The organism is Methylorubrum podarium, from assembly GCF_022179745.1.
Classification (GTDB): domain Bacteria; phylum Pseudomonadota; class Alphaproteobacteria; order Rhizobiales; family Beijerinckiaceae; genus Methylobacterium; species Methylobacterium podarium.
In genome coordinates this window covers 1-14,401 of sequence record NZ_BPRD01000129.1, presented here as the reverse complement: position 1 = coordinate 14,401, position 14,401 = coordinate 1, and the positions used below count along the sequence as shown (strand labels likewise).

The 14,401-nt window shown below is 69.8% G+C and carries 13 protein-coding genes; 5 read left to right on the top strand and 8 right to left on the bottom strand.

Annotated elements, in window-relative coordinates; all coding sequences use genetic code 11:
• Positions 1-277: 277 nt before the first annotated feature.
• Positions 278-568 (top strand): hypothetical protein, encoded by a 291-nt coding sequence (locus tag MFF42_RS06945; protein ID WP_238255091.1) that lies wholly within the window; start codon positions 278-280, stop codon positions 566-568.
• Between the two features lie 6 nt (positions 569-574).
• On the opposite strand, the gene mscL is transcribed toward MFF42_RS06945, so the two are convergent.
• Positions 575-1,000, bottom strand: coding sequence for a large conductance mechanosensitive channel protein MscL (mscL, locus tag MFF42_RS06940; protein WP_238255090.1), 426 nt, complete (start codon positions 998-1,000; stop codon positions 575-577).
• A gap of 421 nt (positions 1,001-1,421) precedes the next feature.
• Between mscL and MFF42_RS06935 the strand changes: the two genes are divergently transcribed.
• Both MFF42_RS06935 and MFF42_RS06930 read left to right on the top strand, forming a co-directional pair.
• Positions 1,422-2,129: a sigma-70 family RNA polymerase sigma factor gene (locus MFF42_RS06935; RefSeq protein WP_238255089.1), complete on the top strand. Its 708-nt coding sequence runs from the start codon at positions 1,422-1,424 to the stop codon at positions 2,127-2,129.
• A 1,166-nt stretch (positions 2,130-3,295) separates the two neighbouring features.
• A complete protein-coding gene (locus MFF42_RS06930; RefSeq protein ID WP_066922167.1) occupies positions 3,296-4,708 on the top strand; it encodes a hypothetical protein in 1,413 nt (470 codons plus the stop codon).
• A 6-nt stretch (positions 4,709-4,714) separates the two neighbouring features.
• Here MFF42_RS06930 and MFF42_RS06925 read toward each other — a convergent pair whose 3' ends face one another.
• The 5 genes from MFF42_RS06925 to MFF42_RS06905 all read right to left on the bottom strand — a co-directional run bounded on the left by MFF42_RS06925 (position 4,715) and on the right by MFF42_RS06905 (position 10,504).
• Positions 4,715-5,959, bottom strand: coding sequence for a hypothetical protein (locus tag MFF42_RS06925; RefSeq protein WP_066922165.1), 1,245 nt, complete (start codon positions 5,957-5,959; stop codon positions 4,715-4,717).
• A gap of 1,567 nt (positions 5,960-7,526) precedes the next feature.
• Entirely contained in the window at positions 7,527-8,894 is a 1,368-nt protein-coding gene (locus MFF42_RS06920) for a ThiF family adenylyltransferase (RefSeq protein ID WP_012753009.1), read from the bottom strand.
• A complete protein-coding gene (locus MFF42_RS06915) occupies positions 8,891-9,361 on the bottom strand; it encodes a Mov34/MPN/PAD-1 family protein (RefSeq protein ID WP_009865918.1) in 471 nt (156 codons plus the stop codon). Before MFF42_RS06915 ends, MFF42_RS06920 begins: the two co-directional genes overlap by 4 nt.
• Complete coding sequence (locus MFF42_RS06910) at positions 9,358-9,795, bottom strand: putative metal-binding protein (RefSeq protein ID WP_043766874.1); 438 nt, start codon at positions 9,793-9,795, stop codon at positions 9,358-9,360. Before MFF42_RS06910 ends, MFF42_RS06915 begins: the two co-directional genes overlap by 4 nt.
• Entirely contained in the window at positions 9,788-10,504 is a 717-nt protein-coding gene (locus tag MFF42_RS06905; protein WP_142584743.1) for a multiubiquitin domain-containing protein, read from the bottom strand. The genes MFF42_RS06910 and MFF42_RS06905 overlap by 8 nt, the downstream gene beginning before the upstream one ends.
• Positions 10,505-10,658: 154 nt before the next feature.
• Here MFF42_RS06905 and MFF42_RS06900 point away from each other — a divergent pair, with 154 nt between their 5' ends.
• Both MFF42_RS06900 and MFF42_RS06895 read left to right on the top strand, forming a co-directional pair.
• Positions 10,659-11,048 carry an MbcA/ParS/Xre antitoxin family protein gene (locus MFF42_RS06900; protein ID WP_012753006.1) on the top strand — a complete coding sequence of 130 codons (390 nt, stop codon included), beginning with the start codon at positions 10,659-10,661 and terminating at the stop codon, positions 11,046-11,048.
• A complete protein-coding gene (locus tag MFF42_RS06895) occupies positions 11,029-11,751 on the top strand; it encodes an RES family NAD+ phosphorylase (RefSeq protein WP_012753005.1) in 723 nt (240 codons plus the stop codon). The genes MFF42_RS06900 and MFF42_RS06895 overlap by 20 nt, the downstream gene beginning before the upstream one ends.
• Before the next feature lie 13 nt (positions 11,752-11,764).
• Here the strand turns inward: MFF42_RS06895 and MFF42_RS06890 are convergent, their stop codons facing one another.
• On the bottom strand, positions 11,765-12,109 hold the full coding sequence (locus MFF42_RS06890; protein WP_012753004.1) for a hypothetical protein: 345 nt from the start codon (positions 12,107-12,109) through the stop codon (positions 11,765-11,767).
• A 484-nt stretch (positions 12,110-12,593) separates the two neighbouring features.
• On the bottom strand, positions 12,594-14,399 hold the full coding sequence (locus MFF42_RS06885; RefSeq protein ID WP_238255088.1) for a TniQ family protein: 1,806 nt from the start codon (positions 14,397-14,399) through the stop codon (positions 12,594-12,596).
• Between the last annotated feature and the right edge of the window lie 2 nt (positions 14,400-14,401).

Sequence of the window (14,401 nt, the reverse complement as noted above, 5' to 3'; positions counted from 1 at the left end):
ACGGTCGTCAACGACCGTCCGGTGCTGGTCGATGGCCGTCACCGGATCATCGAAGTGCTCGACTAACCACCGACCCCATGGGCCGCCCGCACAGGGCGGCACCGCCCGGCCCCGGCACTCCGTGCCGGGGCCGTTTTCTTGTCTGGCCCCGATCTTCGACCCAATTCAGCTCCGCATCGTACTCTTCTCGCCCGCAAGCGATGATGTCGGACGCAACGGTCTATGTCTTCGATCGTTGAACTGTCCGAGACACCGTGACGACGGATCAGGACTGACCATGAGCGGCGCCGACACCACACCCGAGAAGCTTTCCGACAGCCCGCCCCTGCCGGAATCTGTTCGTGACCATCTCGGTCACGAGTTGCGCGGCGTCCTGACGGAGACGGCTCCCGAGCCGCGCTTCCTCGGCGACGAGCCGCATGTGCCGGAGAAGTTCGAGCCGCAGATCCGCCGTCTCGAGACGCGTCTGAAGACGCACGAGGAGGGGACGGAAGCCGTGGAACAGGCGCTCGGCCGCATCCTCGATGCCTTCGGCGTCACGCCCCACGACGGCAACGGCAGGACCTAGGACGGCTCAAGCCTTCCGGACAGCCAGCAGGTCCCGGATCTCGGCCAGCAGCTTCACGTCCGCCGGCACCTCGGCCTCGGGCTTCGGCTTGGCCTCTTCCTTGGATTTCAGGACGTTCATGGCCCGGATCACCATGAACAGCACGAAGGCGATGATGGTGAAGTTCACGGCGAGCGTCAGGAACTGGCCGTAGCCGATGACCGCGCCGACCTTCTTCGCCTCGGCATAGGGCATGCCCGCCTGCACCTTGGACGAGAGCGGGATGTAGTAGTTCGAGAAATCGAGCCCGCCGGTGACCGCGCCGATGATCGGCATGATGACGTCCTGAACCAGTGAATTGACGATCGCGCCGAACGCCGCGCCGATGATCACGCCCACGGCGAGATCGACCACGTTGCCGCGCAACGCGAACTTCTTGAACTCTTCCAGCATGCCGAGCCTCCTTCGACGCCGTCTCCGTCGGAGGACGCCGTCTGCGAAGCTATGCCGGAGCGTGCGGCTGCCAAGGGGACGCTGGCCGTCGCCGTAGCGTGCTCCGGATCCCGGCCCCTCGTGCGCCGGCCACACAACCCTCGCAGCGCGAGAGCCGTTGCGCACCCCGCAAGGAAGTGCGAACAGCCAAGCCGAGAGTAGATTGGGACTCACCGCAATCTTCAGCGGCCAAGATTTGCCGCGCGCACAATCTTTTAGAAAAAGACGGAAACAAACTGGTTAGCTTTGCAGACAGATTGGTCGGCGACAGCGCCCCGGGGCCGTGGGTTCTTCGATCGCGTTTAGGATCAGTTCATTTTTAGATTGCTACCGAAGAATCACTACTCCAAACGCTCCTGTCTCTGCCGAGGTACCGCTTCGGATGCCCGACGAACTGCTCCGCCCCTCATTGCCAGAACATCCCGGCGCCAGCCAGGATAAAACGGCAAAATCCGTGACGGGTCACCTGACTCTCGCGCTGCGCGATTACTTCGATCTCGCCAGCCAGGCGCCACTGCCCGACCGGCTCGCCGAGCTTCTGCAGCAGTTCGAGACGGCGCTCGCGGCTCATGGCGGGCAGGTGGAGGTCATCTTCCGCGACGATCTGGTGAAGGCGCTGCCGATGCTGCGCACCTTCGCGATCTCGCTCACCGCCAACCCGACGCGGGCCGACGACCTCGTTCAGGAGACCATGGTCAAGGCCTGGGCGAATCGGGAGCGGTTCACGCCCGGCACGAACTTCACGGCGTGGCTGTTCACCATCCTGCGCAACCAGTTCTACACGGAGGTGCGCAAGGGCCGCCGCGAGGTGGAGGACGCCGACGGTGTCCATGCCGGCACGCTCACCGCCCATCCCGACCAGGAACACGCCGCCGGCCTGCGGATGGTGATGAACCTGATCGGCACTCTGCCGCTGCCGCAGCGGCAGGCGCTCCTGCTCGTGGGCGCGGAGGGCTTCACCTACGAGGAAGCGGCCGAGCGCCTCGGCTGCCAGGTCGGCACGGTCAAGAGCCGCGTCAGCCGGGCCCGCGCCTTCCTGATCGATTCCTTCGACGGATTGCCCGACGGCTTGGCGGCGGCACGGGCCTGACCCGCGCCGCCCTCTCGATCCGACCCTTCTGTAATTCCTCAACGAAGTTTGTCATGATTTCGGGGGCCGCCCGAGGGACCTCCTCAATCGAATTTAACTCGACTCTCTTAGAACATTGCCCTTGCGTGCTGCTGCTCTCAAAGAACTTTGACTTTGATGACAATCGGCCTCTGCAGCCCTCCTAGTCGCGCGCTCATGCGTTCGGCACGATAGCACAACGTAGGGCTCTCCTGCGCTCCGATGAGGGGCGGAGCTTGGGGAGTTGGCGGGCTCCCATGAGGCTGCACTCACGCCAGCGTAAGGCCATCTGAGTGCAAGGGGACGCCAGGGACGGATTGCGGCACCCAGGGCGACCGGTTTCGACACCGCCACGGCCCGAACTTGCTCGCTGCGCCGGATCGATCGGGGCCTCGACATCTCCCGACGAGCTGGGTCGGCTTCAACCACAACGTCGAACCTTGTCGCGCATCCGCGGCGGGACCGCAGGCTCCGCGACGTCGTCCGGGACGCGGCCCCATGACAATTCGTTCGCACTTCGCCGGCCTGGTTGAGCAACCCAACCGCCGGGATGGGGGCCGCGCAAGAATGATCGGAGAAGCCGGGCGTGCCCCCCACCCTCCGGCGGGATAAATTCTCTAGAAAGCCTGTCCTGATTTTGGCGTGCGCTGAAGGCGCGCTCTCAACAAAGTTTGTCTCGATTGCCAGAGAAGGCTGAACTTCGTGGGGTTTGTCGCGATCAGGCCAGCGCGTCGCGGCTGCACGGAGGGCGTGAACGGGGCCTTCCGAACGCCTCTGGCAGCCCCCGTCTGGCCCGCCTCCGGTGACGGACGGGATGCGCTGGGTCGAACGCGCCTCCACGAGCGTCCGCGAGCCCAGGAGCCAGGCGCGGAAGCGATCTGTCGGCCGCGCTCGGTCGGGACAGGAGCCGTGACTGACCCCGCTTCACGAACCCGAAAAGGCCGTCGTGCCTGCGCCTGCGGGGGCGGGAACCGGAACTGGGGCCAGAATCGACCGGCGGGCGGGATCGACTTCGGGTGAAGCTGCCATCCCGATGGCTCTCGCGGGCCCGCCCTATCGGTCCGCCCCACTTTGCTTTCGGCAAGGCTGCAAGGACAATGCCGACGTGGCGGATTCGCGACGGCCGGAGCCGCAGAGGAAGACAGCACGTGCGCGTACAACCTCTTGACCTGACGACCGACGGTGACCCGCACCCGATCAAGAGGCTTGCCCGCCTTGCGCTGCCCGAACCGCTCCGTGAGGCGGATGTCGCAGAGGATTTCGACCGTTGGATACGCGACAACGTCCCGAGCGAGAGGGACCGGATCGGCATGTTCGACCGGTTCGGAACACCGCCGCTGACGCAGCGCGAGCACGCCTTGTTCACGCTGCTGTCGATCCTGGCGATCGAGCACGGCGCCTGGCCGCTGGAAGAAGGATGCGGTCGGGCAATCCGGTGCCTGGAGGAGATCCAACGCCACTGGGCGCCCTCCGACCCAGTATCCTCATACCTTCGAGGGAAGGCCGCCGCGTTCGTCGCCCAAGGCTTTCGATGCGCGCGCGGCGAACCCGGGCGCCTGTTGTCGTTCCTGAACGGCGCGCCGCTCCGGGTCTGCGGGGACGGTACGGCGGCGCTGGCCTTCGGCGTGACCGCGCCGGTCAGCGACCTCATCTTCGATTTCAGGGACGACGCCTTTGCGCTCCACAGCCTGCGTTCCATGGTCGAAGGCGACCGAACCGCGTTCGACGCCGCCGTCCTCGCTCAAGCGGAAATCCTTGCTCCCGCGATCGAACGGGGGGTAGCCCGCCTCTTCGAGCGCTGCGCACCGCCCCCGGGAGACTACCTCGCCGCCTTCCGGGACGTTCTGTCCGACGAGAGGTGGCTCCCAACGCTGCTCGGGAAGCTTGAGGGCCGTGCCGACCTGCGGGACAGGGTTGGCGGCATGCCAGCCGCTGCGGAATGGCTGCGGGCCATCGCCGGCGCACGCGCCTGGAAAGCCAACGACATCCGGCGTCTCGTTCGGCTCGAACCGCTCTTCGAGGACGATCCAGAGGCCTTCATGGCGGCAATCGTCTCGGGTGTCCGCGCCTTGGAGGGCTCGGAGCCGGCAAGCGCGGTGTTCGCTGCCTTGAGCCTCCTGCACCTCGCGCGCCGGCGTCGCGCGGTCCGCTCGGAGTTGGCCGACGCCGAGCGAGAGGAGGCCTTCGTCTTGGCGCTACGGGATCTTCCGTCAGGGGAAATGATCGTCCGTTTGCACGCCCAGCTTGCCGACCTGCCCATGGATATCCCAGGCGCCCGCGCCGTGTGGCGCCATTTGGGCAACGCGGAGAAGGGCCTGTGGCAGTGGCGGATCCGAGCGGTCGTCGGCGACGACCGAGCCCTGCGGCGCGGCTTGGCCGAGTTCCTTCTCGCCTGGATGTCGCAGGACGTCTACCGCGACGTCGAGCGCCTGGTCGTCGATCTCTTGCCGCCCGCGCAGGAACTGGACGTCCTCCGCACGCTGGCCCAATCGTGCGACCGGCTCACCTCGCTGCGCGCGGGTTGCCTCGCCCGAGAGATGACCTTCGGCCTGCCGGACTGAACGGTCTCACCAACCGGGCGCAAACGGGTCGCCCGGACTTCCCGCCTCGTCGCGGCGGTGCGCGGCATGACGCCTGGACGGAAAGGACGAGACCCGTCCGTCCCCGTACCCCAGGCTGGCGGTCGCATCGATGAAGTCGCGGAGCGCGAGCCTTCCCGTCCGGTCGATGGCGATGATGTCGGCCGCCAAGGGTTGCCTGCGGTCGTCCGAGAGAGCCTCGGCGGCGGTCTCGGCGTCCGGGAAGAGACGCCCCAACGACAGGTCGCGGCCGGAGGACATGGCGATGCTGACGAACGACGCGAAATCCCACCCGGGCGAGCGCTCGCCGCCATAGGCGTCGACCTGCCCGAAGGCCGGCGCCTGACCGTGGGCCCAGACATCGTGGAACACCTCGGTCGCCGGCATGACGGTCGTGATGAAGGCCCCCTTCCTCGCCCAGGCCGGGTAGAAGAGGTACCAGCCCATCCCGGTCGAGAGGAACGTGTCGAGCTGCCGTCCCTCGTTCCTCCCGACGTCGGTCAAGCCCGTCGCGGTCGCGTTCTTGGCTTGGAAGAGGACGATCCGGTACATCGGGCGCCCGAGGACGTGCACGCCGGCGACGACCGCGAGGTCCGCCGCGAGAAGATCCCGGCCCTCCAGCATGGAGGCGGTGCCGAGGTCGAGCGTGTATGTTTCCGGCAGGCCGGCTCCCGCCTCGTCCATGGCCGGGATCACACGGTGCTCGACCGCGCTTTGGATGTAATGGAGCACCGCTTCCGTCTTGAGCGGCTCGGGCTTGCAGCGTCCGCGACGGAGGGCGACTTCCAAGCCGTACTGCAGGGCCGTGAACAGAATGGCCTGAACCGGGTCGGCCCAGTATCTGGGCGACATCGCGAGCAGCTGTGCGACGAGATGGTGCCGCCCTTCCTCCGCGGCTCGATCCGGATCGAACGCTCCCGCCCCGAGGCCGAGCGTCGGGGCAAGTTGACGCCAGCCGACGCCACGCGACGTCACTTCGCCGGTCGATGCCATCGCTCCCAGGCCTCGCCGGGTGTCCTCGGCCAGGCTCGGCCGGACGCCACCGGCGTACAACCGCTCCAGGGCTGCCAGGAGGACGCCCCGCTGCCGCGGGCTCAACCTCGCGGGTAGGGATGCGATGCCGGCGAGCTTCCCAAGGGCGACCGTGGTGCGCAGGCGGCCGAATGCCCGGATGACCGGGTGGTCGGTTTGCCATGCGTCTGATTTGTCCCAGTCGTGGAAATCGGCAGCCATCGCGTCGCTCTCAGTGAGGCGCGAGGGGATAGCCGACCCGGTCCCTGCGGGCCAGGGATTGCCGCGCAACTTCCCCGAGGGATGCCCCGAGGCGTCGGCTCCCAAGGGCGGGCATCCCGTCGGTCCGCGGTGACCATCAAGCCCTGCGCGGGCTCCATGGCGGCGCGCTCGCACGATGGAGTGCGCCCTGTTTGGATAGGTGACGAGCCGGTGCACGTGGCCATCCTCGCCCGGCACTCGACAGCGAGAGAAGCTCGACGCCGTCCCGTTCGCCGAACCGGGTCACCTCGGCTGGCACATCAGCGTCGCGCAGCTCACCCCTGAAAGTGCGCGCGTGCCGATGCCGCAACCGGCCGATCGGGCGGTCGTCGCGGAAAGGGCTCATGCCCGCACTCGACCCACCTCATCGGGCGGTGTCAGGCGCCGGCGTCGCCGCCCGGATGCCCGACCATGCACCCGGCGCACCAGACCGAATTCCTCTCGGCAAGCGAGCCTCGCTATGCGCATCCACGGCGCGCCAACTCGCCGCGGTAGCCGCCGGCATATTGGCCCTTGCCATCCGGCCTGCAGCGGCTCCGAACATCGCTCCTTCGCTGTGTCGGCAGAAGGCTCCCGGTCGGGGTGCTGACCGACACTCCCAGACGCCGCTCCATCCCCGCACGCGGGCCCCCTGCCTGTTGCCCACTGGCATTGTACGGGGCACCCCCTTGCGCGAGGGCCGACGCGTAAAGAGCGGCGCTCGCAGCAGCGGCAAACAGGATCGTTTTCATATTCACCTCCGCAATCGACGATGGGGCGCGTACGTCTCGCCGTTTTCTTTGGATTTCGTCCCGCGGATCGCGGTGGTTACACGTCCGCGGATGTCCATGGCTTGTGACCGCGCGTGGCGTCCGATGCCGTGGGCGTTCCGCCGCTCCCGAGCGAGGCGGAGCGATGATGCCGGACGAAGCGACGGTAGCGGTCGATCAGCCCGGCCCTTGGCTTCGCCCCCCGTCCGCGCCTTCGCCACCACGGTGGCGGCTCTACGATCGCCAGGCCAGCGCTCTCGCCCACTGGGCGGGGCTCGCCGCCCGGGGCTTGGAACGGCCGATCCGGCGTGGGCCGGCGGGCCAAGCTATCGCGAAAGCTTGTCCCGATTTCCGGCCTCGCCGAAGGAACGCTCTCAACACAATTTGTCCTGACTTCCCGGGAAGCCTGTCCTTCGAGCGAGCCCGGCTGCCGGACCATGTCTGGGCGTGGCCCGCGGACGGGCGACGCTCGATGGGCGTGGACGTCCTATCAGCTCCGGCGCCGCCCCTTCCCGGGAGGGCCGACCCGGACGGCCTGCCGTGACCGGCCCCGCTCGGCGCCCGCCCCGAGGTCCGCCCCGGAGCCCGGCGAAGGGCCCGCCTGCCGTCGGCTCTTCCGCCTCATCCGCCGGCGTCGCGGCACTTCGCGCCGTGCCGCCGAGATCGGCCTCGACACCACCTCGCTCAGGGGCCGCCCGACGCTCCGGGCGCCTCGCCGCCCGGAGCGCGCCGCCCCGGAAAACGGTCCCGCGGGCCCGAGCGATCACGGCGTCGGCAGGTCACCCCGCCGCGTTCCGGCCCCAGAGGTGCTCGGCCGCCGCGTCCGATTCGGGCTTGGAGCAGAACTCGCAGTGCGGATCGCGCGCCCGCCGCAGCCGGCGCCGCCCGATGGGGGCCTTCCAGGGATCGACGGCCCAATAGTTGGTCGCCGCCGCCCCCGCGTTCGAGCGCAGAAGTTCGACCACCAGCAAGGCGCCGGCCATGCTCGACACGAACGCGAACGGGGCGAGCACCTGCCTGCCTTCCGGTGTCAGCAGTGTCTGTGCGGCGCAGAGCTGCTTGAAGAGGCTGTCATAGGCCGTGCCCACGATCCCCGCGGGATCGATCTGGGGATGGGCCCGATGGATCCGCCCGGCGGCCTCGGCCGAGATGAAACCCTCCCTGACCGCGGCGAGGTCGACGCCCAGCCCATCCGCGATCGAGCGCTCCCGCGCGTGCTCGTCGGGAACGTGACGGTAGATGCAGGCCATGCAGGCATCCTGCGTGGGCTGCCGGTGCGAGTGCACGACGACGCCGCGCACGTCGGTCGTGGACGCGTCGAGGACCCGGCCCGGAAGCTCCTTCTGGATCCCGCGCCGCGCGCGCCTGCTGTCGACCGTGACGATGGCCGTGGCGGGCGGCCCCGCGGATTTGCAATAGGCCGAGAAGTCCTGGACGAGTGGTTCGAACGCGAGCTCGGGGAAGTCGGCCGCGGCGCGCTCGGCGAGCGCGACGGCCTTGTCGCGGCCGACATCCTCGTCGCCCAGGTAGAGGCAGCGGTTGGGATTGCCTGAGCCTACCGTTTTCGGGTCGACGATGCGGAGGCGGCCGACGGCGCGCAGGTGGCGCAGGGCGCGAACGAAGCCGTGGGCCACGGCGCCGGCGCCGACGAGCACGGCGTCCGAGAGATCGACGGTCGTCGCGAGCGCCGCGTCCGGCACGCCGAGCTGGTCGAAGTCCAGCCGGAGCGGGTAGGCGACGGCCGGAAGTGCCGGGTCGTCGAGCAGCATCCGCAGGGTCGCGGCGGCCGCCGGGCATGCGGCGACGGCGGCCAGCAGGGGATGGGGCGGCGGGCCGCCCGTCCGCCCGACGGGGCGGACATCGACGGTGGCGCCGCCGGCGTCGATGGCGGCGTGCAGCCGGGGCAGGTCCGTCCGCGCGGCCGCCTCGCCGATGACGAGTTCGAGCTGCGCCTCCTCGGCCGGCGAGGTCACCACGCCGACGGTCCGCGCGAGCAGGGCCGCCACTTCCGCCGCCCAGGCGGCGTCCGCGCCGCCGGGAGGAGCGGTGACCAGAACCGCCCGGTTGAGGCGCTCGGACGCGTCGTCCTCGTCGCTTCCGAGGATGGCGGCCAGCATCCGGGCGTTCTCTTGGGCGGGCGTGATCATGGCGTCACCTCGATGCGGATGCGCTCGCCCGGCCGGCGCACATGCTCCCACAGTCCAGCGTCCGAGAGCTCGTAGACCATCGCCTCCTCCAGGAAGGTCCCGGGCGTCGCCGTCGCGGCGAAGCGCGGCAGCACCAGGGAGAGGGCCCCGCGATGCCGGACGATGGCCCAGGCGTCGTCCGCCTCGGAATGGAACGCCCTGCCCGGATGGGTATGGACCTGGGCGACGATCTTGAGACGGTGGGCGCGAAGGTGCCCCATCAGCGCGCGCATGCTCGCGGGCGGCAGGTGGAAGTAGTCCTCGGCGGTGGCCTGCTCGGGTTCGTAGACCTCCTGCACGGGCGTCGGCGCCGCCGAGGCCGAGCGCGCGAGCCAGAGCACGGCGCGCTCCTCGCCGCGCCGCCCCCCGACGCGGAGGCGGTCGAGGGTTTCCGCGAGGATGGCGGCGGTGCAAGCGACGGCTGTCATCCGACCGCCCTCTTCCAGCAGCGCCAGATCTGGTCGAGGATGCCGAGCAGATCCAGGCCGGACTGGCCGCGGTAACCGTCCCACCGCTCGCCGACATGGCTGAAGTGGGTGTGGTACTCGCGCGTTCCGCGCATGCAGACGAACATGCGGCCGGTCACGGGATGGGGACTGGGGTGGAAGATGCCGCCGGCCCCGGGGGGAGCCTGCGAGAGGTGTTGCCCGGCGGCGTCGAGCAGTTCGACCGACGGGGGGAGGTCGTCCCAATCGACGCAGGTGAAACGGAGCCTCAGGGGCGCGGCGGTCGGATGCCCGAGGATCACGTCGAGCACGGGATACTCCGCCTGAAGGACCGTCCAGTTGCGGTGGGCCGCGGTTCGGGAATCGAGGCGGCGCACGTCGCGCTCGAACGCGGCCCGGGAGAGCAGCTCAAGCACGGGCGCCCCCACCGCCCTCGCGGGGCCCCCACTCGATCTCGACCTCGCCGGAGAGCCCGTTCCCGGCAAAGGAGGCGGACGGATCGATGTCGCGGTTGCCGACGGTCGTGATCCACGTCGCGGTGTCGCCGAGCTCCAGCTTGCGCGCGGCGCGGACCAGCACGTCCGCGACCGGCGTCGTCGCGGGAACCCGCACCGCCCCCTCGGCCGGGAAAACGCCGCTCGTGGTGAACACGGTCACCAGCACGAAGTCCGGCCGTTGCGCGCGCCGCGAGACGATGTGCTCGACGCCGCGAGTCTCGAACGACACCGCGCCGCCGGGCCGCAGGATCTTGTCGGGCTCGTCCTCGCGCTCCAGCACGAGGTCGTGGCCTGCCGGGACGTGCAGGATGGCGAGGAGCTCGTCGACCTCGATCCGGCCGTCACCCCAGACCTGGCCGACCTCGTCCACCGTGAAGGAGAAGCTGCGGTCGCTGCGGAAGCCGCGAAACGCGCCGCCTTCCTCGGCGACGAGGTCGACCTTGTCGTCCGTGCCCACGAGGTGGGTGCGGCCGCCCCGGACCAGGATGAGCTGGTGCTCGCTCGCGGGCAAGAGGCCGGCCCTGGTGAGGACCTCACGCCCGGTGACCTCGCCGTCGTCGAAGCGAACCGGGGTGCCGTTCACCGGGAACACGAAGCTGCGGGCCCGCGCGTTATCCATAACCTTCATCCTCGTCTCCACCTGCTGGCGCGCGCCGACGTTCCCGTACACACTCTTGACGGACGACGGCCTTGGACTAAAAGACGCTTTCAGTCTCGGCTGGGACTGTATGTATCTGGACTAGGTCGGCCGTCAAGTCCGATTCTGGACCAGGGAGGGGTTGATGACGAATTCTGCCCACGGCGCCCGGAACGAGGCTGGGTCGTCGCGGCTCCCTGTGGAGCTCGAAGCGTTCTTCGCGATGGCCGACAGGTGGCACCTGAGCGCCGACGAGCAGATCGCGCTTCTCGGTTCGCCGGCGCGGTCGACGTTTTTCAAGTGGAAGAAGGAAGGGGGCAGCATCCCGCCGGACACGACGGAGCGGGTGTCTCACCTTCTCTCGATCTGGAAGGCGCTGCGCATCCTGTTTACCGTAGACGAGCGTGGGGACGAGTGGATCAGGGCGCCGAACGAGTATTTCGATGGGGCGAGCGCGCTCGACGTCATGCTCTCGGGGAAATTCGCGGACTTGTACAAGGTCCGCATCTACCTGGATGCTCAGCGTGGCGGCTGAAGATTTTTCCCTGACGACGTGGAAGGGTGACGCGTTCCGCTTGATCCCGTCCCGGTTTCCGCCCGTGTCCGTCTATGACGGGCTCGTGGCCGACGGCAGGGTCGAGGCCCTCGTCGCGGTCGAGGACATCACGAACCCGCGCCTCCGCTCGATTGACCGCCTCGCGCGGCTCCGACCCGGGGTCCCGGCCGATGCCCCGAGGCTGCAGAACTGGAACCACGCGCCCTTCGCCTACGGCAACCCGGAGGGCAGCCGCTTCTTCGATCACCTGAGGCCGTGCCTGGAACTGGCTGCGGACCGCCAGACCGCGCTCGCCGTGTCGGTGGCGCGTCGCGAGAGGTTTCTCGCCCGGACCCGTGAGGCGCCCATCGGCCTCGACATGCGCATGCTGCGGACGCCGGCCGAGGGACGCTTCGTGGACCTTCGCCACGTCCCGGCCGATCTCGACGCGAAGGCGTGCCGCGAGATCGGCGCCCGCGTATCCTCCGAGGCCGACGGGGTTCTCTACCACCCTCCCGAGCGCTCAAGCGCGACGTGCCTGGCCGTGCTCAGGGCAAGCGTGCTCGGCCGCTCGATCCAGACGGTGCACTACCGGTACGTCTGGACCGGCCGCCGCATCGCCCTCCTCTACGCGTTCGACGACGAGGGGCGCGAGGTCAGGCCAGAGACCCTGGGCGGCGAGGAGGACGTGCTCGCCGCCTGAGCTCCGCCGCGCCTCAGCGCAGCTCGCCTGCCGCCCAACCGTCCAGGCGGACGAACTCGTGGAACGTGCAGCCGCGAGCCTGGCAGACGACGCTCGGCAGGACCCGGCCCTCCGCCGTGACCGTGTGGTCCTTCAGCACGAGCGCGTGACCCTGCGAGCAGGTCATCTCGGCCTTGAAGCGCCTCACCGTCGACGGGTGGCAGGCCTTCCAGTGCAGCGGCGGCGGCCTGTCCCCACCGCCGTAGCGGCGGATCGTGACCTGTCGGTGCCGCGGTTCAACGGGACGTTCGGTTCGAGGCGCGTCGCCCGAACGGCCAAGCCAGAGACGGCGCAGGAGGGATCGGAGCCAGTCAAACATGCGGTGTCACCAACATCCACAAGGGCCGTGATTTCGCGAGCGTATGCCGTGCCCTGAGACCGGCCGAACGGTCGGGCACGCCGTCATTACACCATGCCGGCGCCCCCGACATCGTGAGGAGCCTGAACGCGGCGCAAGCTGGGGGCCATCGGTCCATCGCCGACAAGCAGGAGAGCCGGCGCTGGGGGGCCGAGCCCGTTCCCCGGCTGTAGGAGCACAATGGGACGGACTTCGGCGCAGGACGCTTCCCGCGACGAGACCTCAAGCACGGGAGGGCTTCGGCGAGTATTGGGCCGGTCCCGCGATCTTGCAGCACGCTGCTGCGAAATTGCCTTGGGCCGCCATCCTCTTGCGTCTCTCGGGTTCCCGGGCGGCGGCCGCCGCGTCGCAGGACCCGGGCGCCCGGTGCGCCCGCCGCGGGCTCTCGGATGGGGCAGCCCCGCACGGTCCGCTCACGTATCCCGCCGCCGAGGCGCAACCTCCGTTAGAGCGGGCGCGCATGCGTCCTGGGAATGCGGCGCCGGAGGTCCCGCGGTACATCCTCCCGGGACCACACCGTCGTGACCTTACGGCCGGCGGTCGCGAAAACCGGCTTGATGCCGGCCCGGTCGAGGGCTTCCCGCACCCACCGAATGCCGGATCCGATGTCCCTGGCGAGGGCCCCCGTGGTTGCGTACTCGCTCTCGAAGGCCGCCAACGCATCCTCCGGGACGAGGATCTCCCCGCATGCGGTCGCGGTCCCGGTCAGCAGGCCTTGCCGGACGATCAGGCCGACGACGTCGGACGGCACCGTGATGCGCCGGCCGACCTCTGCGAGGGTGAGGCCGCCGCCCCCGCGGGACCGGCGCGCGGCCCTGATGTCCTCCGGGTCGAGGAGGAACCCCGCGAGGCCGGGCGCGTCCCGCAGGACCGCCCTGACCCGGAGCTGTCCGGCCAAGATCATGGCGCAGGTGCCGCGCACGCCGTCGACCTTGCCGTGCTGGCTGGCGCGCGCGAGCGGCAGGAGGCCGGCGGGAGCGGCCTCGACGGTCGGCGCTGGGCCGCGGAGTCGGGCCAGCACGGCGTCGATGGCACCCCGGTCGAATACCTCGGCCTTGATGCCGGCGCGACGATGGATCTCGGCTGGCGGGACGATGCGGGCGGCCACCAGCATCCTGGCCTGTCGCTTGGCCAGCCCGAGCGCGGCGGGCAGGTCGTCCGCGCGGACCGCACGGTCGAGGAGCGCGCGGATCTCGGCGGCGGTCTCGCGGGTGATGCCGATGGGCGTGCCCCGCTTGGTCCGTTCCGGCCACGCACCCAGGGCCTTGACGTAGCCGGCGACGAACTCCGGCCGGCGCCCGCACTGGGCCGCGATCTCGGCGAGGCTGACCAGGGGGACATCGGCATGCCGGATCACCACCGAGGTCTTGTGGACCGGACCCCGTGCCGCGTGATGCGCGAAGAGGATCGCCCGCACCGCGTCACCGCTCCCTCCCGCCGGCAGTCGCTTCGCCCACAGGTACAGGTAGCCATAGACCTGTTCGGCGCCCCAGGCCCCGAGGCCGACATGGTCGGCTCCGGCCATCCCGTCGAGCAGGGCCTCGAAGGCGCGCGGCCAGTCCCGCGCGATGGCGAGGCCGGCCGAAAGCACCTCGGGATGGCGTTCCGCCGGAAACTTCGACAAGGCCCCGTCGGCGCCCCCGTGCCGGGCGACGCCCAGCCGCTCCATGGCGTCGCAAGCCTCTGCGAGCGTCAGCCCGTCGAGAATGGGGACCTCCGTCCTCGGCATGCCGCCGAGGCGGCCGACCACGTAGGCGTCCGCCAGGGTCGTGCCGGGCGCGACCTCGACGCCCTCGCAGGCCAGCAGGGGGTGGCCGTTCCTGCACCGGGTCAGCGAGCCGGCTTCCCAGGTGACGTCCACGCCGCAGGTCGGGCAAGCCGCGGCCAGCAGGACGTGATGCACCGGGCAGGTGCGGACGGCAGCCACGTCCCACCAGAAGCGCCGGTGAACGTTCCAATGGGCGTGACGTCCGGACCGCGGCCGGCGGAGGTCGTCGTCCCAGCAGCGCGGGCACCAGCGACGCGCGTTCGTCGTCCAGTCGTCCCGGTGGATCTCCTCGCCGGCGATCACGACCCTCCGCTTGGTGACCTCCGCCGGGGTCCATCGCAGGAAGGGCTCACCGTCACGGCCGAGCCGGTCCGCGAGGGGCTTGGCGGCGCGCCCCTGCAGGATGTCGCTCAAGGCATGGCCGGCGCTCCTCAGGCGTTCCCGGCTCCACGGCTCGCCATTGACGTCGAAGGCGCGCAGCAGGT

Excerpts from the sequence above, each read along its gene's own strand:
- MFF42_RS06925 (WP_066922165.1), bottom strand. The coding sequence starts at position 5,959 with ATGGCTGCCGATTTCCACGACTGGGACAAATCAGACGCATGGCAAACC.
- mscL (WP_238255090.1), bottom strand. The coding sequence starts at position 1,000 with ATGCTGGAAGAGTTCAAGAAGTTCGCGTTGCGCGGCAACGTGGTCGAT.
- MFF42_RS06920 (WP_012753009.1), bottom strand. The coding sequence starts at position 8,894 with ATGATCACGCCCGCCCAAGAGAACGCCCGGATGCTGGCCGCCATCCTC.
- MFF42_RS06935 (WP_238255089.1), top strand. The coding sequence starts at position 1,422 with ATGCCCGACGAACTGCTCCGCCCCTCATTGCCAGAACATCCCGGCGCC.
- MFF42_RS06895 (WP_012753005.1), top strand. The coding sequence starts at position 11,029 with ATGCTCAGCGTGGCGGCTGAAGATTTTTCCCTGACGACGTGGAAGGGT.
- MFF42_RS06890 (WP_012753004.1), bottom strand. The coding sequence starts at position 12,109 with ATGTTTGACTGGCTCCGATCCCTCCTGCGCCGTCTCTGGCTTGGCCGT.
- MFF42_RS06915 (WP_009865918.1), bottom strand. The coding sequence starts at position 9,361 with ATGACAGCCGTCGCTTGCACCGCCGCCATCCTCGCGGAAACCCTCGAC.
- MFF42_RS06900 (WP_012753006.1), top strand. The coding sequence starts at position 10,659 with ATGACGAATTCTGCCCACGGCGCCCGGAACGAGGCTGGGTCGTCGCGG.
- MFF42_RS06905 (WP_142584743.1), bottom strand. The coding sequence starts at position 10,504 with ATGAAGGTTATGGATAACGCGCGGGCCCGCAGCTTCGTGTTCCCGGTG.
- MFF42_RS06945 (WP_238255091.1), top strand. The coding sequence starts at position 278 with ATGAGCGGCGCCGACACCACACCCGAGAAGCTTTCCGACAGCCCGCCC.